The 22804-nt window shown below is 40.6% G+C and carries 19 protein-coding genes; 11 read left to right on the forward strand and 8 right to left on the reverse strand.

From position 1 onward, the window contains the following. Positions 1-117: 117 nt before the first annotated feature. On the forward strand, positions 118-2274 hold the full coding sequence (locus PSR9079_RS13900; protein ID WP_149982110.1) for a YjbH domain-containing protein: 2157 nt from the start codon (positions 118-120) through the stop codon (positions 2272-2274). A gap of 72 nt (positions 2275-2346) precedes the next feature. On the opposite strand, the gene PSR9079_RS13905 is transcribed toward PSR9079_RS13900, so the two are convergent. Further along, positions 2347-2913, reverse strand: coding sequence for a phosphoribosyltransferase (locus PSR9079_RS13905; protein ID WP_145235390.1), 567 nt, complete (start codon positions 2911-2913; stop codon positions 2347-2349). 234 nt (positions 2914-3147) lie between these two features. Beyond that, complete coding sequence (gene pepB / locus PSR9079_RS13910; RefSeq protein WP_149982111.1) at positions 3148-4443, reverse strand: aminopeptidase PepB; 1296 nt, start codon at positions 4441-4443, stop codon at positions 3148-3150. A 90-nt stretch (positions 4444-4533) separates the two neighbouring features. Here pepB and sfsA point away from each other — a divergent pair, with 90 nt between their 5' ends. From sfsA to mdoH, 10 genes are all read left to right on the forward strand, one after another. Then, entirely contained in the window at positions 4534-5250 is a 717-nt protein-coding gene (gene sfsA, locus PSR9079_RS13915; protein WP_149982112.1) for a DNA/RNA nuclease SfsA, read from the forward strand. Positions 5251-5475: 225 nt separating this feature from the next. After that, positions 5476-5919 carry an RNA polymerase-binding protein DksA gene (gene dksA, locus PSR9079_RS13920; protein WP_145235383.1) on the forward strand — a complete coding sequence of 148 codons (444 nt, stop codon included), beginning with the start codon at positions 5476-5478 and terminating at the stop codon, positions 5917-5919. A 17-nt stretch (positions 5920-5936) separates the two neighbouring features. Then, positions 5937-6881, forward strand: a complete 945-nt coding sequence (gene gluQRS, locus PSR9079_RS13925) for a tRNA glutamyl-Q(34) synthetase GluQRS (RefSeq protein WP_149982113.1) — start codon at positions 5937-5939, stop codon at positions 6879-6881. Positions 6882-7268: 387 nt separating this feature from the next. Next, the gene (gene pcnB / locus PSR9079_RS13930) at positions 7269-8627 is read left to right on the forward strand and encodes a polynucleotide adenylyltransferase PcnB (protein WP_246175570.1); all 1359 of its coding nucleotides are present in this window, start codon (positions 7269-7271) and stop codon (positions 8625-8627) included. Positions 8628-8629: 2 nt separating this feature from the next. After that, positions 8630-9115 carry a 2-amino-4-hydroxy-6-hydroxymethyldihydropteridine diphosphokinase gene (gene folK / locus PSR9079_RS13935; RefSeq protein ID WP_149982114.1) on the forward strand — a complete coding sequence of 162 codons (486 nt, stop codon included), beginning with the start codon at positions 8630-8632 and terminating at the stop codon, positions 9113-9115. A 31-nt stretch (positions 9116-9146) separates the two neighbouring features. Then, positions 9147-9941 carry a 3-methyl-2-oxobutanoate hydroxymethyltransferase gene (panB, locus tag PSR9079_RS13940; protein WP_149982115.1) on the forward strand — a complete coding sequence of 265 codons (795 nt, stop codon included), beginning with the start codon at positions 9147-9149 and terminating at the stop codon, positions 9939-9941. Further along, positions 9941-10792 (forward strand): pantoate--beta-alanine ligase, encoded by an 852-nt coding sequence (gene panC / locus PSR9079_RS13945; RefSeq protein ID WP_149982116.1) that lies wholly within the window; start codon positions 9941-9943, stop codon positions 10790-10792. The genes panB and panC overlap by 1 nt, the downstream gene beginning before the upstream one ends. A gap of 17 nt (positions 10793-10809) precedes the next feature. Further along, the gene (locus tag PSR9079_RS13950; protein ID WP_149982117.1) at positions 10810-11049 is read left to right on the forward strand and encodes a hypothetical protein; all 240 of its coding nucleotides are present in this window, start codon (positions 10810-10812) and stop codon (positions 11047-11049) included. A gap of 335 nt (positions 11050-11384) precedes the next feature. Next, a complete protein-coding gene (locus PSR9079_RS13955) occupies positions 11385-13049 on the forward strand; it encodes an OpgD/OpgG family glucan biosynthesis protein (RefSeq protein ID WP_246175569.1) in 1665 nt (554 codons plus the stop codon). Next, positions 13021-14982 (forward strand): glucans biosynthesis glucosyltransferase MdoH, encoded by a 1962-nt coding sequence (mdoH, locus tag PSR9079_RS13960; RefSeq protein WP_145235370.1) that lies wholly within the window; start codon positions 13021-13023, stop codon positions 14980-14982. Before PSR9079_RS13955 ends, mdoH begins: the two co-directional genes overlap by 29 nt. Before the next feature lie 77 nt (positions 14983-15059). Here the strand turns inward: mdoH and PSR9079_RS13965 are convergent, their stop codons facing one another. From PSR9079_RS13965 to epd, 6 genes are all read right to left on the reverse strand, one after another. Beyond that, a complete protein-coding gene (locus tag PSR9079_RS13965; protein ID WP_145235368.1) occupies positions 15060-16028 on the reverse strand; it encodes a PstS family phosphate ABC transporter substrate-binding protein in 969 nt (322 codons plus the stop codon). Between the two features lie 111 nt (positions 16029-16139). Then, positions 16140-17447 (reverse strand): phosphate regulon sensor histidine kinase PhoR, encoded by a 1308-nt coding sequence (phoR, locus tag PSR9079_RS13970; RefSeq protein WP_149982118.1) that lies wholly within the window; start codon positions 17445-17447, stop codon positions 16140-16142. A 71-nt stretch (positions 17448-17518) separates the two neighbouring features. Next, positions 17519-18208: a phosphate regulon transcriptional regulator PhoB gene (phoB, locus tag PSR9079_RS13975; protein WP_145235364.1), complete on the reverse strand. Its 690-nt coding sequence runs from the start codon at positions 18206-18208 to the stop codon at positions 17519-17521. A 625-nt stretch (positions 18209-18833) separates the two neighbouring features. Next, the gene (fba, locus tag PSR9079_RS13980) at positions 18834-19898 is read right to left on the reverse strand and encodes a class II fructose-bisphosphate aldolase (protein WP_145235361.1); all 1065 of its coding nucleotides are present in this window, start codon (positions 19896-19898) and stop codon (positions 18834-18836) included. Positions 19899-20128: 230 nt separating this feature from the next. Beyond that, positions 20129-21304, reverse strand: a complete 1176-nt coding sequence (locus tag PSR9079_RS13985) for a phosphoglycerate kinase (protein WP_145235359.1) — start codon at positions 21302-21304, stop codon at positions 20129-20131. A 69-nt stretch (positions 21305-21373) separates the two neighbouring features. Next, a complete protein-coding gene (gene epd / locus PSR9079_RS13990) occupies positions 21374-22390 on the reverse strand; it encodes an erythrose-4-phosphate dehydrogenase (protein WP_145235357.1) in 1017 nt (338 codons plus the stop codon). Positions 22391-22804 lie beyond the last annotated feature (414 nt).

Consider the following 22804-nt stretch of genomic DNA (forward strand, 5'->3'; position numbering starts at 1 on the left):
GCGCGGCTTTTGTTTATCTCGTTATTAAGTTATTTTTGGTTTATAGTATTTATAGCTAAAATAATTATCGGGTTTTAAAAGTTTAAAACCTAACTCTAATCTAAATTGGTTAATCACGTGACTTATAATAAAACAACCCTCGCGACACTTTGCGCACTCAGTGCCAGTACCTCCGTTTTTGCTGATCAAAACATTAATCATGGTATTGCATATAATGGATTTACCGGTATTTTCAACACTCCTACCGCTGTTGTAATCGACAAAGGTAATATTGATATAGGTTACAGTAACCAGCTAGAAGCTAGAGGAAAGTACACCGACGGTCATAACTTTACATTTTCAGCTGGACTTTTTGAAGGTTTAGAAGTCAGTGGTAGGATTACCTCATCGTCGATGCACGACATAACATTTAGCTATGAAAATAAAGGCCAAATCCGCGACTTATCATTTAATGCCAAATACCAAATTCCATTCATTCCAAAAGACTGGTTTAGTGTCGCTGTTGGCGCTAAAGATTTCGGTGGCGCAGCCAATCAGTATGAAGCGTTTTATGCTGTTGCTTCTAAACAGTGGTGGGATTTTCGCTTTAGTGCCGGTATTGGCGCATCTGACACGCTTACAGGGCAACTAGACGGCGCGTTTGCTGGTATTGAATATCAACCTTACACTTGGCTTTCAGTACTCGCTGAGCATGATGCAGAAGCATTTAATTTAGGCGCCCGTATTACAGTTCCAAAAGAGTGGCTTTATGATATTGCCACGGTTTCATTTAATAGCCGCTTTTACTCAAATACAGAACTTGCTAGTGATGATACTTATTGGGGTGTCAATATTAGCATGCCGCTCAGTGATGAAGCACAAGATAACTACCACAATCTAAAACCAGCACCTCAACCAGTTGCAGCGGCAAAGTTATCTAAGAGTTCAAATCAGCGTACGAGAGCAACTCTTGCTACATCCCCAAATCAAACGGAAGAGTCTGTTAGTCGAGTAGTATCTGCGGAACCAGTAAAAGTATTAACAGCGACCAAACAAAATCAACAAGTTTCCACTGCACAAAATAACAATCAACAAATTCACAGCTTAAAAAGCAGCTTAGTTAACGATGGTTTTGAAAATATCCGTGTTGGTATTAGCGAGAGCAAACAAATCATTGTTGAATTTGAAAACTCAGTATTTAATCGTAATGAAATTGATGCGTTGGGGCTTGTTTTAGGCCGCATAACTGAAAGCTTTGCTACTGGCAATAATGAATTTATTGTTCGCTTGGCAAAACAAGATATCCCACTGTTACAAGTCAATGGGTATTTAGATAATTACCGTCGCTTTATTGATGAAAATATCACTCCTGATTTAATGGTCAGCACTCAATTTAGTGATAAAGATGCTGTGGGTGTAAAATGGGCCGGAAATACCCAAAGCACGAGCCCTTATTTTGTACCTAGAGTTTCATTTTCACCATCGTTATCATCACGATATGCAACTGAATTAGGTGTTTATGATTACTCGTTAGCTCTACAAGCCGATTTACATGTACCATTATGGCAAGGTGCAGGTGTAAATATTACTGGGCAAGTTAATGTAGCTAATACAGATCACTTTGAAAAAGGTAGTGTATTTAGTAATTCACGCCAAGAAACGGGGATTAAACGTGCCGTTGTATATCAAACATTCGCTTTACCGTTTAACATATATAACCAGACTCAAGTCGGTTTATTCCAAGATTACTTTGATTATACAGGTATTACCAACGAAACTGCATGGCAAAGCCCCGCAGGCCGCCACAAGATACAAGCAAAGTTAGGCTACTTTGAGTATAAAGATTATGACACTGATAAACGCGACTACTCGGTTTATTCATACCGTTATTTATGGGCTGAAAAGGATGTCTCTTTCCATATCTCTGGTGGACAATTCTGGAATGAAGATACCGGCTATAAACTTGAAACTAAGTTCTGGTTTGGTGATGCAAATATAACCGTAATGTATAGCGACACTGACGTAGAGAAAGTGGGGATTGGTTTTAGTATTCCATTATCACCACGCAAAGATATGGATGCAGGTAATTGGCAAGTTACAGGGACTAAAAGCTGGACACATAGCGTAAATACTATAATTAATCAAAAAGTAAATTTGATAAACACCAGTAGTGCGACAATACTCAAATCGTCAATCGACCTCGATAATACTTTCTTAAACCAAGATCGTATGTCAAGCAGTTACGTATATGCTCATTTAGCACGATTAAAAGAAGCGTTTGAAATCTATAAATAATATTAGTTTAGACAGCTAATTGATAAATAAAAAAAGGCCTAGTTAAGGCCTTTTTATTTTTACTCGATAGATTTATTTTGCTAATAAAATATCGTGTATTTTTACTAAATCTGTCTTACCAGCGATGATCTCATCAGGTGTTAAACCCGATAATTCATGCGGGAATACTAACCACTCTTCTGATTCATGAATGTAGTAGTCAGGCTTCATATCTACTTTAGAATTTTTTGGTTTGTAATACGGGCATGCAATGCGGATATCTTTAGGTAAGTTTAAACGCATCAATTCCGAAAGCTTTTCTTTCAGTGCAAAAATACTACGCCCTGAATCAAATACATCATCAACAATCAATAAGGAGTCACCTGCGTTAGCATTTTCAATAATGTAGTGTAAGCCATGTACTTTAATTTCTTTCGACTGCTTATTGATACCGTAATATGATGAAGTTCGCACCGCGATATGATCTGTCTCTATGCCCTTATAATCATAATACTCTTGCACTGCAATCCCAATTGGGGCACCACCACGCCAAATACCAATAATAAAATCAGGACGAAAACCATCTTGGTATACTTGCGCCGCAACGCGAAATGAATCTTCAAGCAATTGTTGCGCTGTGATGTAGCACTTATCTGACATAATTAGAATTCCCAGTGTGAGTTGATCATTCAAGTATAGTTTATGAATACGACTTAAATAAAAGCAGCGCTTTTAATGTAAGAAATATAACTTCAAACCTTAATCACTTGAAATGCAAAAGTGGGGCGAGATTTTAGCGCAAATAAACTAAAAAAGCTTGTTTCTGTTTGTAATTACATTTTTATAGCCAACAAAAAAGCGCCTAAAACAGCGCTTTTTTAAACATATTCAAGATTACGCTTTTTCTAGTAAAGTACGTGCAACTGTGCGCATCCCGACTGTTGTCGCACCGGCAGCCCATTGACTTGTGCTACCCATATTAAACGCTGCCGCTAAATCCATATGCACCCAGCCTTTGCCGTCGTTTGGTACAAAGCGTGACAAGAAACCAGCAGCATTTGATGCACCACCATAACCACCGCCTTTTTGGGCACGGCTGTTAGCTGTATCAGCGTATGGTGAAGGACAGTTTTGTTGATGCCACTTTTCAAGTGGTAGTGGCCACGCGCCTTCCATTTCTTGTCCAGCAAAGCCTTCAACTTCACGTACAAACTCTTTATCAAGTCCAAATAAGGCATTGTACTCTTGACCAACAGCAACTAGCGCAGCGCCTGTTAGTGTCGCCGCATCAATAATTAAAGGAGCACCTGTTTCAGCTGCAGCCATTAAGCCATCAGCAAGTACTAAGCGTCCTTCAGCGTCAGTGTTAACAATCTCAACTGTCGTGCCGTTTTTATAGGTAAGGATATCACCCAGCTTATATGCATGGCCTGAAATAAGATTCTCAGCACAGCATAAAAACAGTTTAATACGTTTATTAATACCACGACTAATAGCCAATGCCAAACCTGCGGTAACCGTTGCAGCACCGCCCATGTCGCACTTCATACCTAACATACCTTCGCTGGCTTTAATTGAATAACCGCCAGAGTCAAAAGTAATCCCCTTACCAACAAGCGCTGCATCCACAGGCGCATTTTCATCGCCAGTTGGATTGTAATCAAGTGCAAGTAATACAGGTGGGCGCTCACTACCGCGACCAACAGCATGGATACCAATCCACTGCAGCTCAAGTAGCGCATCACCTTTGATGATTTGATAGCTCACGTGTTCAGGAGCTAGTGATTGAATAAATTCAGCAGCTTTACCAGCTAAACTTTCAGGGAAAATGTCATCCGCCGTGCCATTGATCATTTCACGCGCCCAAGTAGCAGAACGAAGTAATGAAGCAAGCTCTTGGCTATCTGTTTTAGCATTTTCAGCAAATTCAACACCGTGTAATGACTTAGGCGATACAAACCCTTGATAAAAAGCCCACTGTGTTTCTGTACACCAGCAATCACCAGCTAGCACGACATTTTTAACGCCTTGATTGGCAATACTGCGCGCGGCTTTTTGTACATTTACTAATGTTTCTTGTTCAGATAAATGAACCGTTGCACCGTGCTCATTAAAAGATAACGTGGCGGTTTCGCCCCAATGCGATGCAGCACCCTGCTCGCTTAATTGAACAACAAATTTTTCAGACATGATAGAATACTCTTTGCGCTAAAATTGTGACAATGAGTTTACTATAGCCACAACAACTTCCCAACTGCTTGAGACCAAATAACTAAAATAATGAAATATACAACACCACTCCAACACGCTACTTTGATCAAACGCTACAAACGTTTTTTAGCCGATTTACGCCTTAGCGATGGCTCAGAGTTTACTGCCCATTGTGCCAACACAGGTAAAATGACTGGTTGCGCGGAGCCTGATTTTGCAGCCTTTTATTCCACCAGTAACAATCAAAAAAGAAAATATCCTCATTCATTAGAATTGACGCAAAACCAGTTTGGCCATCTGATCTGTGTAAATACGGCAATCGCGAATAAAATCGTTGCAGAAGCACTGCACGCAGCGCTAATCAGCGAGCTTAACGGCTACACTAAAATACAGCCAGAGGTTAAATATGGTGATGAAAATAGCCGTATCGATTTTTTACTGACAGCTCCCCAACGCCCAGACTGCTATGTTGAAGTAAAATCTGTCACTTTACTCAGTCAAAATGATCCACAAAGTGGCCAAGGCTACTTCCCTGATGCCGAAACTCTTCGCGGTCAAAAACATATTCGTGAATTAATTGAAATGGTTGCACAAGGCCACCGTGCAGTGCTGCTGTTTGCTGTATTACATCAAGGGATTAAGCAAGTTAGTGCGGCGCGCCACATTGACGAAAAGTACGCCCAACTAGTTGATTTAGCAATAACTAAAGGTGTCGAAGTAGTTGCTTATAAAGCCGATATTTCGAGCGCTGAAATTACACTAACAGAAAAGCTTACTTTTAATTAAAAGCGACTTGTTTTTAAGGTTTTCGCCCATATAACAAGGCAAGTTTTTAAGCACTTATTTAAAAGTAATCGGTGTAAAAACCACTTATCGTACCTTTTTTAATTTTATTGATGCGGTTTAAGTAAGACTAATTAATGAAAAATAAATTTGCCTAGGCCATAGGATTCTGTTATTTATAGCCGCCGGCTCATGCTGGGCATTATATTAAGGATTTAGGAGAAAGTTATGCCAGACCAAAAAAAATTAGGGTTATTGGCTCAGGCCGGATTAGAACCATACCAGGAAAAGCCGGGCGAAGAGTATATGAATGATGCACAACGCACTCATTTCAAAACTATTTTGGAAGCATGGCGCAACGATTTACGCAATGAAGTTGACCGTACTAAATCGCATATGCAAGACGAAGCAGCTAACTTCCCTGATCCAGTTGACCGCGCAGCACAAGAAGAAGAGTTCTCTTTAGAACTTCGTACTCGTGACCGTGAACGTAAACTGATCAAAAAAATTGAAAAAACGATCCAATTAATCAAAGAAGATGATTTTGGTTTTTGTGATTCGTGCGGGATTGAAATTGGTATCCGCCGTTTAGAAGCACGTCCTACAGCTGACTTATGCGTAGACTGTAAAACGCTTGCGGAAATCAAAGAAAAACAATCTGGACGTGGTTAGTTACTAGTAATTAATCAATGTCTACCACAGCCGTTACTGCGCCTATGCGCAACTATCGCGGTCGCTTTGCGCCGTCACCTTCTGGACCACTTCATTTTGGTTCTCTTGTGGCGGCTGTGGGCAGCTACCTTGACGCGAAAAGCAACAAAGGCACTTGGTTAGTCCGTATTGAAGATATCGACACCACACGTGTTGTAGACGGCGCCGCTAAAGATATTCTCAATACCTTAGAAGCCTATGGTTTGTACTGGGATGAAGACGTAGTCTATCAAACTCAACGCCATGACTTGTATGCGCATACCATTAATAATCTAAATAACCAGCAGCTAATTTATGCTTGCCACTGCTCGCGCAAAGAAATTAAAGCGCTTGGCGGTATTTATCAAGGCCATTGTCGTCATTTAAAGCATAGTCAGAACAGCAGCGCACTACGGTTAATTCAGCAACATGCTACATGCCAATACCATGATCTCATTCAAGGTGAGATAAATGTAGCTCATGATCTCGCCCACGAAGATTACTTAATAAAGCGCAGTGATGGGCTATTTGCTTATCAACTAGTGGTGGTCGCAGACGATATTGCCCAAGGTATCACTCATGTCGTACGCGGCGCAGACTTGCTTGAACCAACCGCACGCCAATTGAGTTTATTTAAACAATTAGCTGCCACGGCCCCCCATTACGCACATTTACCATTAGCCGTTGCTAAACCTGGGTTTAAATTATCAAAACAAAACTATGCCCCAGCTATTAGCAAAAGTAACCCCAAACCGGCTTTGCTGAGTGCATTCGAATTTTTAGGGTTGGCGCCCAAAGATGAATTACTTGAACTAAATATCGAGCAAATGCTAGCTTGGGCAGTCGACAATTACAGCTTGCAAAACGTCCCTAAAATGACACAAATTCAAATTTCGCAAAACCCACACAGCCATACAACCGCCTTTACGCATTTAAACAAATAAAAATTCACTAAAAAAGGCTAATTTTAAGGCCTTCAACTTAATTTTTAAGCTGTGCTGGTATATGATAGCCCACCTTAAATGTGCAATTCATTTAATTAATACCAATTGCGTTAAGGTTGTACACGATTCAGCAGTCAAGTAGCCCAATAACAGGATAATAATTTTCAGCATCGTGATGCTAGAAAATTTTAACCCTAGCAATGACTGTTTAACTGACTAGAATGAACAAGACTCTAATACCATAGGTATTACCAAGTAAACGCAACACATGTGCAGTTAATAGCAAAGTGAAGCTATACTTGGTTTGATTTTGATGGCGTCCATCAAATAACCGAATTCTGTAGGAGACAGATTATTATTTCCAAGCTTTTTCAATTTTGTCGGCAAATTATTGGCCCAACCGCCTCTGTAACAGCCGAACATACCCAAGTCTCTGCGCAGCCTTTAATAGTTGGACGCAATGAGCATGGTATTTCTCGCAAACAATTTAGCCCAAATGCAATCAAGGTATTATATCGCCTGAAAGACGGAGGCTTTGATGCCTACCTTGTTGGTGGTTGCATTCGTGATATTTTGTTAGGTCAACAACCAAAAGATTTTGATGTAGTCACCAATGCCACTCCTGATCAGGTTAAAAAGCTATTTCGTAATTGCCGCTTAATTGGCCGTCGTTTTCGTTTAGCACACATTGTTTTTGGTCGTGAAATAATCGAAGTGGCCACTATGCGTGGTCATCACGAAGCGCCTGAAGATAAAAACCAAATTAGCCAATCGAGTGACCAAGGACAACTGCTGCGCGATAACGTTTTTGGTAGTATTGAAGAAGATGCTGAACGCCGCGATTTTTCAATCAATGCGTTATATTATTCAATTAATGATTTTTCAATCCATGATTATGCTAATGGCTTAGCCGCTATTAACGCTCGACAAATCGAGATGATTGGTGATCCAGCAACCCGTTACCGCGAAGATCCTGTACGTATGCTGCGCGCAGTTCGCTTTGCAACCAAACTCGATATGTCGATTGCACCGGCAACAGAGCAACCATTAAATGAATTAGCAAGCCTGTTAGATAATATACCTGCAGCGCGGTTATTTGAAGAAACACTGAAACTGTTTTTAAATGGCAAGGCCGAAGCAAACTTTTTAATGCTACGTAAATATGGCCTTTTTAAATCATTATTTCCAGCTCTTGATAGTATTTTAGATAGTAATCCTGATGGCTTAGAGTTCGCTTTAATTCAACAGATGTTCCGTAATACAGATGAACGTATTAATGCGGAGAAAAAAGTAACTCCAGCATTTATTTTTGCTGCATTGTTATGGTTCCCATTATTGCAGATCACTAAAGCACTGCAAGAACAAGAGCAACTATCTGAATACGATGCCTTCGCTCAAGGTATGAACAAAGTACTCAGTGATAATGCCCAACATATTGCCGTACCAAAACGCTTTACTCTTGGCGCTCGTGATATCTGGCATATTCAACACCGCTTAGATAAACGCTCAGGACAACGTGCATATCGCCTTACACAGCAACCACGTTTTAAAGCTGCGTATGACTTTTTACTCTTGCGCGTACAGGCCGGTGAAAAACAGCATCAGCAATTAGTTAACTGGTGGACTGACTATTTAAAACAAGACATCAATGGTCAAAAAGAGCTAGTTAAAGCGTTAGGTACGCAAGGCGCAACAAAAGGCCGTCGTCGTACTCGCCGACGCAGCCCAAAACCAGCGGCTGAATGATCATGGAAACCGTCTACCTTGGTTTAGGGGCTAATTTAAACGCCCCTCGTACTCAGCTAGATCATGCTGTTGCAGCACTTCGTGCATTGGCTGATTGCGAGTTTATTGGTGTATCGCATTATTACGCGAGCAAACCAATGGGCCCGCAAGATCAACCTGACTACGTTAACGCTGTTGCGGCGCTAAAAACCACGCTATTACCTGAGCAGTTGCTTGATTTAACACAACAGATAGAACTTGAACACGGTCGAGTACGAAAAGCACAGCGCTGGGGGCCGCGCACCTTAGATATTGATATTTTATTATTTGGTGATCAAGTCATTAATAGCGAGCGTTTAATTGTGCCACATTATGGTCTAACTGAACGCGAGTTTGTGGTTTACCCGCTACTTGAAATAGCCCCAAATATTACGCTGCCAAATGGTACATTACTTCACAGTATTAGCACTAATTTGGCACTAAACGAATTACAACAATTACCTCTGTAATTAATTTCAGGCTGTTGCCTACGAGGATACTATGTCTAAAATAACCGTTTCTACGCTTAATAAAATGAAAGCAGACCAACAAAAAATCACGGCATTAACGGCCTACGATGCCAGCTTTGCAAAGTTATTTCATGATAACGGCGTAGACGTTATTTTAGTCGGTGATTCGTTAGGCATGGTGTTACAAGGTGGCGACGATACCCTGGCTGTCACCAATCAAGATATTGCCTATCATACTCGCAGCGTACGCGCCGGGAGCCGTGATTTATTCGTCATTGCAGATATGCCATTTATGACCTATTCAAGCCCAGCCGAGAGCTGTAAAAATGCAGCAGAGTTAATGCGAGCTGGCGCTAACATGGTCAAACTTGAGGGGGGCGAATGGCTGTATGACTCAGTTGTTGCGCTGACTCAACAAGGTATACCGGTATGTGGACATTTAGGCTTAACACCGCAATCAGTACATGTGTTTGGTGGTTTTAAAATCCAAGGCCGTAGTGAACAACAAGCACAAAAAATGATTAGCGATGCTCAGGCGCTTGCCGCGGCAGGCGCACAAATGCTGGTTCTTGAATGTATTCCATCTGAACTTGCCAAATTAATTACTGACGCGGTTAATATTCCTACCATTGGTATTGGTGCAGGTAATCAAACTGATGGCCAAATTCTAGTCATGCATGACTTAGTTGGCATTTCAGCAGGTTACATCCCTAAATTTTCTAAAAACTTTTTACTCGAAACAGGCAATATGCCGGATGCGGTTAAAAAATATTGTAGCGACGTTAAAAGTGGTGCTTTTCCAAGCACGGAACATGAGTTTAAATAATGCAGTCGATCACTGAAATAAAATCATTACGTAGTCAAATTAAAGCATGGCGCCAAGCTGGGCTTAGTGTAGCACTAGTGCCAACTATGGGTAATCTACATCAAGGGCATTTTTCACTCGTTGAGAAAGCCAAAAACATGGCTGATAAAGTCGTGGTTAGTATTTTTGTAAACCCAATGCAATTTGGTATCAACGAAGATCTTGATAACTACCCGCGCACCCTCATTGCGGATAAACAAGGACTGGCAGAGCTTGGTACTGATATTGTATTTACCCCAAGTGTGGAAGCCATTTACCCTAACGGTTTAGATGCGCAAAGCTTTGTCGATGTACCAAATATATCAATGGGTTATTGCGGCGGATCACGTCCAGGTCATTTTCGCGGTGTAGCAACGGTGGTTACTAAATTATTTAACTTAGTACAGCCTGACTATGCATGCTTTGGTGAAAAAGACTATCAACAGTTGCAAGTGATTAAAACCATGGCTCATGACCTGTCAATTCCAGTAGAAATTATTGGCGTTGCAACCAGCCGTGAAGTGTCAGGGTTGGCGATGAGCTCTCGCAATGGCTACTTATCAGAAGCTCAAAAAGAAACAGCGACAGTGCTATTTAAAACCCTTAATTGGAGCGCAGAACAGTTAAACTCGGGGCAGCGTGATTTTGACGACATATGCCGACAAGCAAAGCAGCAACTAGAGCAAGCAGGGCTCAAAATTGACTACTTTGAAATAGCTCAGCGCGATACCTTAAAAAAAGCTACACTCAATGATAGTCAACTAGTGATTTTGGCGGCAGCCTTCTTAGGGCCAGTAAGGCTAATAGACAATCTGCTCGTTGATATTACATAACAATAATTGGGATAAGCATGAATTCATTATTAAAATTATCAAGCATTTCGCTGTGTATAGGCATATTAGCTGGGTGTCAAAACCAAATAGAAAACCCAGAAATGCAGCAATGCGCACAACAGAATTATCAATGTGAAGTGAACTGCGAACAGCAAAGTACCGGCGAAGGCATGGTATATAAAGTATGTAATACCAAATGTATTGAAGCCTATAACCAATGCAAAGAAAATGCTCAAGCTTTAGGTAATGTGCAATAACTGATATTAACTTGCCAATTATCATGATTGGCAAGTTTCCTCGCCCCTGCGCCTACTTTAGGCAAACTTTCTACATCCAACCATCGTGATTTTTCTGCCATTCACCTTAGAGCAAGGTTTAGTTTAGTAATATCTACTTATATTAGTAAGAAGTAGTCATACATTGCGTGTAATTATTTCCAGCTTACACAAAGAAAGTACACCCTCTACGATACTAATAAATATAAAGTCATTGAAATATATAAGTTTATTTTAGGTTCGTTTTTTGCAAACTTGAATTCAACTAACTAAAGCATTTTAAAATTAACCAGATAACGGCTAAAGGAAAAAACCTCATGGAAACGATAACGCGGGCAGCTCTGTATCCATCATTTAAAAAGAGGGCATTATTAAGTGCATTATTAGCCTTGTGTGCATGTAATGTCAGTGCGGCAGAACAACCAATAACAAAATCTGATGCGGATACTGCTGATGCTGTACCAACTACACAGCCAACTTTGCTTACAATCCCTTCTGAAAAATTATTTGCGGTGGTAACAGCTAGAGCCAAACAACTGGCTGCCAAAGACTACGTAGCAGCTCCCGTAATTGCTGTTGATGCGTTAAATAATATTAATTATCAGGACTATCGAGCGATTCGTTTTCGTCAAGATCATGCGATCTGGAAAGATGAAAGTTTATATGAGGTACAGTTATTCCATCCAGGTTTTCTCTATAAAAACCCTATCGCGATTAACACTGTTGATGCTGATGCGAAGGTAAAAAATCTACCATTTAAAACTGATTACTACCGCTATGATGGCACCGCAGCACCACTTGAGCAGGAAATTACCACAGCTTTAGGCACCACTCAGTTAGGGCATGCTGGTTTTAGAGTACATTTTCCACTCAATAATAATGAGTACAAAGATGAGGTAGCGGTATTTCAAGGCGCTTCATATTTTCGCATAGTGGGCCCTGACCAAGTGTATGGTATTTCAGCACGCGGCCTGGCGATTGATACAGCACTCAGCTCTGGTGAAGAGTTTCCAGTATTTAAAGAGTTTTGGTTAGTTAAGCCAAAACCTGAAGACACTCACATTGTGTTATATGCATTACTTGATAGTCCTTCTGTTACTGGCGCATATCGTTTTGAGATCAGTCCATCAACAGCAACTGAAGTAACAACTAAAATGCAAATATTCGCCCGAAAAGATATCAAAAAACTAGGTATAGCACCGCTTACAAGCATGTTTTACCACGGCGAAAATAGCACTAAATTCTTTGATGATTACCGACCAGAAGTACATGACTCTGATGGTTTACTAATGCAATCACAAGACAATAAATGGGTGTGGCGTCCGCTAAATAACCCTAAACAGCTTAGTGTAACGTCATTTGGTTATGACAATCCAAAAGGTTTTGGACTAGCACAGCGCGACCGTGAGTTTAATAACTATCTCGATACTGAGGCACATTATCATGCCCGCCCAAGCCTGTGGATTGAACCACAAGGACAATGGGGAAATGGTCGAGTTGAGTTAGTAGAAATACCGACTGATACCGAGACCAATGACAATATCGTTAGCTATTGGGTACCAGAGCAACCACTTAAAGCAGGTGAAACACTTAGTTTTAGTTATAAATTGTCAACATTTAACGCGGCGCTTGCAAGCCAAGATAAAGCCCGAGTTTTACGCACTCGCATTGGCAGTGCTGCATTACCCGGTGAAGAAAATCCACCACCAAAAAGTCATCGCCAATTTACGGTTGACTTCACTGGTGACAATATTAACAACTTGTCAGCCAAACTAAAATTGCTTGCTAATTTGACCCTAAATTCAGGTGAAATAAGCGATAAAACAGTTCAACAATTACCAAATAATGAAGGATGGCGTGTTGCTTTTAAAGTCGCGCCAGAGGGCGGTAAGCCTGTAGACATGCGCTTATCATTAACACTACGTGACAAAGAAGTTAGCGAGGTATGGAGTTATGTCTGGTATCCAAATGACGTCGAGTAACAGCACAATGCCTTTTAAAAAGACTCGTGTATGGCTTTTTTCACTGTTAGTGTTAGCCATCTCAGCTTATGGTATGTGGATCATGTTTGATATTTTAAATTCAAATGGCATGACTCCGCTTGAGTATGCATTACTTGCGCTGTTTTCAATTACCTTTACTTGGATTGTGACCGCATTTTGCAGTGGCTGTATGGGATTTATTTTACAATTATTTAGAATTGACCCGCTGACACTGACGCGCCAAAAAGCAATCGAAATTGATCAGCAAGCATTGAGTAAAACCAGAACTGCTGTCGTTATGCCTATCTACAATGAAGATACGCAGCGAGTTATCGCAGGTTTTGAAGTGAGCTTACGTTCACTGATAAAAACAGGCCAATTTGCGCATTTTGATTTCTACTTATTAAGTGATACACAAGATAAAGAAATAGCTAACAATGAGCTAAAAGCGTGGCATGCCTTGACCGAACGCCTAGGTGATTTTGCCAAACAAACTTTTTACCGCCGCCGTGAAGATAACAAACACCGTAAAGTAGGTAACTTAACTGACTTTTGCGAGCGTTGGGGCAGTAAATACGAGCACATGATTGTACTTGATGCAGATAGTATCATGACGGGTCAGTGTATGCTTGAGCTCACCAGCAGCATGATCAACAATCCACAAGCAGGGCTTATTCAAACGATTCCGATCCCTGTTAGGCAAGATACCTTCTTTGGTCGCTTTCTACAGTTTGCGTCAGTACTTTATAGTCCAATGCTAGCAACCGGTTCAGCTTTTTGGCAGACTAATCACGCTAATTACTGGGGACACAATGCCGTCATTCGGGTTAAAGCGTTTATTGATTGCTGCGGTTTACCGGTGCTCAAAGGTAATGCCCCTTTCGGCGGCGAAATTTTAAGCCATGACTTTGTCGAAGCATCGTTGCTGCATCGTTCTGGCTGGGATGTATTATTACTCAGTGATATACAAGGTAGCTACGAAGAAGTACCGAGTAATATTTTAGATTACGCTATTCGCGACAGGCGTTGGGTGCAAGGCAACATTCAACATTTAGGTTTGTTACCTGCGTCGGGTTTAAAAATAATCAGCAAGCTGCACTTTTTATTAGGTGCAACGGCATATATTTCATCATTAATTTGGTTATCAATGTTAGTGCTAAGTACCATAGATGCGGTCACCCGCGCACTAAACAGTAATGTCTATTTTAATCAGGCGTATCAATTATTTCCGACTTGGCAAATAGCAAAAACAGAATTAATTAACTCGTTGCTTTTTGTCACAATTGTGTTGTTATTATTACCGAAATTAATGGGGATTATTGTCACACTGATCCATCGTAATAAACAATTTGGCGGCTCATTTAAATTAATTTTAGGCTCAATCATTGAAACCGTGTTTGCCATTATTATCGCCCCGCTGATGATGGTTTTTCATAGCTACTTTGTGGTGTGTGTATTTTTAGGTAAAAAAGTAACGTGGGACGCCCAGCCTCGATCAGGCCGCATGGTTCCGTGGCAAGAAGCGATAGGTTACACATTACTATCAACCTTAATCGCCTTAGCTTGGGGCGGTATTGCTTATTACTTTACGCCTGTATTCTTTTGGTGGTTATCGCCGATTTTAGTTGGATTGATCTTAGCAGCCCCAATTGTACGATATTCAAGTAGCATAGGCTTAGGGGTTAAATTACGTAAAATGGGCATATTTATTTGCCCGAGTGAAGTTGATAATAACGACACCCTTGCAGCATTACGTGTACATGAGCAAGAAATAGCATTACCGAATGATGATGTTGCTAACTTTACAATCCCTACATTGGGGCAAGAGCAACCTAGCGTAATGCCAATTCAGAGCTTTAAGCGCCAAGGTTTAAGTAAACGTAAACGCGTTTTAAATGCCCATCAACAGCTCAAAAAGAAGCTATTTAACTAACCTGAACCTAGTTGATATAAAAAAACCGCGCAATTTACATTGCGCGGTTTTTTATTAATTCATAGTTGGCGTTAAGTTTAAAGAAGACCTAGCTTCTTAAGTTCGCCCATTGCCATCTTGCCAGAAAGTGGTACATAACCATCTTTCTCTACAATTTTTTGGCCATCTTGCGATAACACCATTTTTAAGAACTCTGCTTCAATAGGTGCAAGCGGTTTATTCGGGTGTTTATTCACATAAACATATAAAAAGCGCGACAGTGGGTATTTACCTGTTGCTACATTTTCAAGTGTTGCATCAACAAAGTTATCGCCTTTTTTCGCCAGTGGTACAGTACGTACGCCTGATGTTTTATAACCGATACCTGAGTAACCAATTGCATTCACTGATGAAGAAATTGATTGCACTACCGATGCTGAACCTGGTTGCTCGTTCACGTTGTTACGGAAGTCACCTTTACATAGCGCTTTGTTTTTAAAGTATCCGTAAGTACCAGATACAGAATTACGGCCATAAAGCTGAATGTCTTTTGCAGCCCAATTCCCCGTTAAACCTACATCACTCCAACGAGTCACATCTGCATCAGCACCACATTTACGAGTTGAAGAGAAAATCGCATCGATTTGGTCGATACGTAAACCTTCAATTGGATTGTCTTTATGAACAAATACTGCCAATGCATCAATCGCTACACGTACTTCAGTAGGTTTATAACCGTAACGTTTTTCAAACGCTTCGATTTCTTTTGATTTCATTCTGCGGCTCATCGGGCCAAAGTTTGCTGTGCCTTCTGTCAATGCCGGTGGCGCAGTAGATGAACCAGCCGCTTGAATTTGGATGTTCACATTTGGGTAAATACGTTTATATTCTTCAGCCCAAAAGGTCATCATGTTGGCTAAAGTATCAGAGCCCACAGATGAAAAATTACCTGAAATACCACTGGTTTTTTGATACTCAGGAATAACTGTATCTACTGCCATTGCTTGTGCAGATACAAATGTTGTTACTGCCACACCCATTGCGGCTACTAGGTTTTTAAATCTCATTAGGTTGCTCCGATTTTGTTCGTCCATTTCTTAACTGTCGTCTACTCTAAAGAGAATAGATGACAGTTAGATTACTCTAAAATGACACTTTTATGACTTTGGCTTTTTGACTCAATTATTTAATAGCACTGTTTTTTCACGACTAAAAGCAAACGAAAAACATGATCCTTCGCCTAATTTACTTTTAATTATCAATTGGCTATCGTGACGAGTTAATACATGTTTGGTGATGGCTAAACCCAGCCCTGAGCCACCGGTGGTACGACTACGTGCTTTATCAACCCGATAAAAACGCTCAGTTAAACGATTAATATGCTCTGGTGCAATACCATCGCCATTATCAACTACTGAAAAGTACGCTTGATTATCTTTTAGCTGCCAGCTTACGGTTATTTTACCGCCCGCCTTGGTGTAATGAATGGCATTAAACACTAAATTAGAGAAGGCACTGCGCAGCTCCTCTTCAGCGCCTTTTATATCGACGTTAGCATCAATATCAAATATCAACTCATGCCCTTTGTCTTGATTTAATGATTGTGCTTCAGTCCTAATATAGCTAAGTAACTGTGGTACATTGATCGCTTTATCATTATCTTGACGTCGAGCGCCTTCAATACGTGATAACGACAATAGCTGATTTACCAAGCTATCCATGCGTTTACACTGTTCAAGCATAGTACCTTGTGCTTTATTCCACATTGCCGGTGGTGGCACCATATCGCCATCAAACATTTCTAAGTAACCTGTAACAACGGTTAATGGCGTACGTAGCTCATGAGATACATTGGCCACAAAGTCTTTGCGCATTTGCTCAAGTTGCTTCAGCCGCGTGACATCACGCACAACAACCATTAATTGTGAGCTGGCATATGGCATTACCCGAAACTCTAAAACTTGCTCAACACTGTGACCACTTTCAAGTTCTAATGCTTCATCAAACAATTCCGTTTGCATGTATTTCGCAAATTTAGGATCGCGAATAAGGTTGTCAAGCCGTTGACCATGATCCGCTGGCCACTGTAATCCAAGTACTTTTAAAGCTAGTTGATTACACCAAACAATACTTAAATCACGTTGTAGAACAATAACCGCATCAGGCACTGCTTCTGCGCCATCGCGAAAACGACGGATCAAATCAGCTAATTCATTGCGTTTTTTACGGTTGCGATGTTGTAAATGGTAGATCCCTTCAAATACTTGCTCCCATGCCCCCTCGCCTTCAGGTGGATTAAAACTACGTTGATTCAATAGCCAATCACTGAGCCGATAGAGTTGATGATAATGCCAAACAAGCAGTGAAAAAGATCCTAAAAATAAAAGCAAAAATGGCGCACCAATAAGCACGCCAATTAATAATAAAGGTAGGAAATAGATAAACAGACGCTTTGCTAACGCCTGCTTATTAACAACTCGATACATACACTCACTTTACCTTAGAGTAAGTAAATTTAAGCCAAAATTAGTTATTGGCTTGGTCATCTCCATGACACTTATAATTTACTGGAAAAACGATAGCCTGCACCACGTACAGTTTGTACTAAACGGTCATGACCAAGCGGTGCAATCGCTTTGCGTAAGCGACGAATATGCACGTCTACGGTTCTATCTTCAACATAGACATTAGTCCCCCATACGTTATCTAGTAGCTGTTCACGGCTATAAACACGTTCAGGGTGAGTCATAAAGAAATGCAATAAGCGAAATTCTGTCGGTCCCATATCCAACTCGCTACCTTCAGAGGTAACACGGTGTGAAATAGGATCAAGACGTAAACCATGTACATCAATCGCTTCTTCCAATGAAGTAGGCGACACACGACGAATAACGGCTTTAATACGCGCCATTAATTCTTTTGGTGAAAATGGTTTAGTAACATAATCATCAGCACCGACTTCAAGACCGCGAACTTTATCTTCTTCTTCGCCGCGAGCAGTCAGCATAATAATAGGAATTTGGCGAGTATATTCACTTTGCTTAAACTTTTTAGCAATTTGAATTCCACTACCACCTGGTAGCATCCAATCTAATAACACCATATCTGGATAAGGCTCTACCATCGCTGCAATGGCTGAATCGTAATCTTCCGCTTCAATTGCTTGAAAACCATTTTGCTCTAATACAAAAACCAGCATCTCTCTGATCGGTGCTTCGTCATCGACGACAAGTACTTTACGTGACATTCCAATTTATCTCTTTCGTTATCGAACTAGTTTTCATTATTATGACTAAGTATGACATTTTTATGAAAGTGTAACGTGTAAATCGAAATGCGGGGTAAAAAATGCAAAATAAACCTTTTTAAGGTACATAATTAGCATGCATTATCAAATTTCACATTTAAAAATCATACTTTATAATTGCTACATTACTACTTTGTATTAAATTCCCCTTTCAATAATCAACTATACAGTATCACGATGTAAGCCACGAAAGCATCTTCATACTCTAACTCAATTAAAACGCCTATTAACATCGGCGATCATTAACAGAGATCAAAATCCTACCAAGTTTCATTTCAGGGATCATTCGTTTACCAACCGAGTTAGATCTGGGATCAGTGTTTTACCTAGCCAAAGCCATAAGTTGTTGATCATTTATACAACAAAGCTTTGAAATGGCTATTTTTATAACAAAACCTCTGCCAATCAAGTTGATCCTTAGTAAAAATCTGATCCCAACAAAGCACAGTTAGTAAAGCAATGATCCCAAAGCCCCTGCTTGGTAAAATAATGATCTTTTACGATCAGGCATAAAAAAGCCAGTAGCTTTAACACTACTGGCTGTTTTATAACTTAATAAATTAAATTATTTAATTTTCGGATCTAATTCACCCGTTAAATATTTAAGGTGCATCTCATCAAGTGAGATTGGTTTGATCTTACCTGCTTGACCCGCTGTACCAAATGACTCATAACGTGCAACACAGATCTCTGTCATTGCTTTTGTCGCTTCAGCTAAATACTTACGTGGATCAAAGTTTGCTGGATTAAGCGCAAGATGGCGACGAATAGCCCCTGTAGATGCTAATCGTAAGTCTGTATCGATATTTACTTTACGCACACCAAACTTAATTCCCTCAACGATCTGCTCAACTGGCACACCATATGTTTCTGGGATCTCACCACCATATTGGTTGATGATCTCAAGCCATTCTTGCGGCACTGATGACGAACCGTGCATAACTAAGTGAGTGTTAGGAATACGTGCGTGGATCGCTTTAATACGATCAATCGCCAAAATATCATCCGTTGGCGGACGTGTAAATTTATACGCGCCGTGTGAAGTACCACACGCAATCGCTAAGGCATCAACATGGGTTTTACTTACAAAATCGGCCGCTTCTTCTGGATCGGTTAGCATTTGGTCTGTGGTTAGTTTACCTTCAGCACCAACGCCATCTTCTTCGCCAGCTTCGCCAGTTTCAAGTGAGCCTAGCACACCTAACTCGCCTTCAACAGACACACCACAAGAGTGTGCAAGTTCAACAGTTTTACGTGTTACATCAACGTTATACTCATATGATGATGGTGTTTTACCATCGCTCATTAACGAGCCATCCATCATCACTGATGAAAAACCTAATTGAATTGAACGTTGGCAAACGCCAGGTGAGGTACCGTGATCTTGATGCATTACCACTGGAATATGTGGCCACTCTTCAATCGCAGCTAAAATCATATGACGTATAAATGGGGCACCAGCATAGGCACGAGCGCCAGCTGAACCTTGTACAATTACTGGGCTGTTAGTTTTGTCAGCCGCCATCATAATAGCGCGGATCTGCTCTTGGTTATTAACGTTAAATGCTGGTACGCCATAACCATGTTCAGCTGCATGATCAAGAAGTTGTCGCATACTGATTAAAGCCATTTGGTATTCTCCAAATTGTCGATAGCTGCGCACGCGCAAAACTACCTAGTTCGAACGGAATAGTTGAGTTCGGTGCAATCACTGCACCTCGATAGTATTGGCTCTTGCCAAATCTACCGTTATACAAAACCAGCTATTAAATAAGGGTGAGAGGTATTTAATATCTGATCACACTCAGTGTAGTTAGCAGCCTAAACTAACGATTGCTAACTACATTGAGTAAACGCTAATTACTTAGCGCGTTGTTCAAGCATAGCAACTGCTGGTAATTTTTTCCCTTCTAAAAACTCAAGGAAAGCACCACCGCCAGTTGAAATATACGAAATTTTATCGGCAATGCCGTATTTATCAATCGCTGCTAACGTATCACCGCCACCAGCTATTGAGAACGCATTTGAATTAGCGATTGCTTGAGCAATAGCACGGGTGCCATTACCAAACTGGTCAAATTCAAATACACCTACCGGACCATTCCATACAACAGTACCTGCATTAGCAATAATTTTTGCAAGTTTGCTCGCTGTATCTGGGCCAATATCAAAAATCATATCTGTGTCTGTTACTTCGCTAACATCTTTTAATGTTGCAACGGCTGATTCTGAAAACTCATTGCCAACAACCACATCCGTAGGTACTGGTATTTCACCATTATTACTTTTAGCAGCCGCACTTAGCTTATTTGCTTCATCAATTAGGTCAGCTTCGTATAATGACTTACCAACCGGGTAGCCTGCCGCAGCAATAAAGGTATTTGCAATACCGCCACCAGTGACTAATTGATCAACAATCGTTGAAAGTGAATCAAGTACTGTTAGTTTAGTTGATACTTTAGAGCCGCCCACAATCGCCACTAATGGACGAGCTGGGTTATCAAGTGCTTTACCTAATGCCTCTAATTCAGCCGCCAATAGTGGGCCTGCACAAGCAACATCTGCAAATAAACCAACGCCATGGGTAGACGCTTGAGCACGATGGGCGGTACCAAATGCATCCATTACATACACATCACATAATGCAGCAAGCTTTTTAGATAACGCTTCGTCATCTTTGCTTTCGCCAACATTAAAGCGTACGTTTTCAAAAACGACCACTTCATTATCAGCAATTTCAACGCCATTTAAGTAATCTTTTTCAAGACGTACATTTTGTTCAAGTGCTTCATTAAGGTAATCAACAACTGGCGCTAAAGAAAACGCTTCATCATATTCCCCTTCCGTAGGGCGGCCTAGGTGTGACATAACCATTACTTTAGCGCCTTTTTCAAGGGCTAATTTAATACTCGGTAATGCAGCACGAATACGTGCATCTGAGGTCACTTTACCTGCTTTTACTGGTACATTTAAATCTTCACGAATTAACACGCGTTTGCCGTTTAAATCTAAATCCGCCATATTTATGACCGACATGGACTTCTCCTTAGTTAACGATACTGACTTGAAATATATAGGTTTTATTTTTAGGTTTGAACTTTTATATTAATTACTTGCTGCCATCATCACTCGTGCTGTATCGAGCATTCTATTAGCAAACCCCCACTCATTATCACACCACACTAACAACTTTATCAGTCGTTTATGACTGACTCGTGTCTGTGTGCCATCTATAATACAAGAATGTGGGTCATGATTAAAATCAACCGAGACCAATGGCTCTTCGGTATAACTTAAAATACCTTCTAGGCGATCTCTCGCTGCTGCTTTTAATACCTTATTTACCGCTTTTAAATCAACATCGGCGTTGACAGTCACACTCAAATCCATCGCAGTAACATTGATAGTAGGTACTCGCACCGAAATAGCTTCAAAGCGGCCATGGAACTTAGGTAAAATACGCTCAATACCGCGAGCTAATTTAGTATCAACGGGAATAATCGACTGACTCGCAGCGCGGGTACGACGTAAATCATGATGATAAGCATCAATTACTTGCTGATCATTCATCGACGCATGAATAGTCGTAATCGCCCCTGATTCTATACCAAAGGCATCATCAAGTACTTTAATCACCGGTACTATACAGTTTGTGGTACATGATCCATTAGAGACAATCGTATGCTCAGCGAGTAGTTCATCATCATTGATACCATAGACAATCGTGGCATCAACATCCGCATCTGCGGGCTGAGAAAATAAGACTTTCTTTGCGCCAGCATCAAGATGTAATTGCGCATGTTCACGAGAGTGATACACACCAGTACATTCTAAAACCACATCAACATCAAGTAACTGCCAAGGTAATTCACGCGGGTTTTGTTCTGCAAATAAAGCAATTGTATCGCCCGCTACCGATAAGGTGTCTTCACCTAAAGTAACTGGAAACGCAAAACGGCCATGAGACGTATCATATTTAAGAAGATGAGCGATCCCTTGAGGATCAGCAAGTTCATTAATCGCAACAATTTTGATCTCGTCGCTTAAGCCCGATTCATAAAGAGCGCGAACAATATTTCGACCAATTCGACCAAAACCATTGATTGCAAGTTTGATTGCCATGAAGAAGAAAATCCACTCTAGTTGCTTGCAGATAAAGGCAACCTGCCTTTTAGATGCGCGTATTGTAATCGACCTTTGTCTTGATTATAAGAGGGAGAGTTAAATAAATGTTTTAAGCCCGCTTTTGATGCTGCAATTTTGGTAATCGACCTTTGTCTTGATTATAAGAGGGAAAGTTAAATAAATGTGTTAACCCTGCTTTTGATGCTGCAATTTTGGTAATCGACTTTTGTCTTGATTATAAGAGGGAAAGTTAAATAAATGTGTTAAGCCTGCTTTTGATGCTGCAATTTTGGTAATCGACCTTTAATCTGAATATAAAAGGCAAGATTAAATAAATGTTTACTCCCTCTCCTTTCTTCCTGATATCTACTCATAACATAGAATAAAACAGCGCTTATAGGTTCATTTTCA

Origin of the sequence: Pseudoalteromonas rhizosphaerae (genome assembly GCF_902498845.1) — a bacterium.
Taxonomy (GTDB): domain Bacteria; phylum Pseudomonadota; class Gammaproteobacteria; order Enterobacterales; family Alteromonadaceae; genus Pseudoalteromonas; species Pseudoalteromonas rhizosphaerae.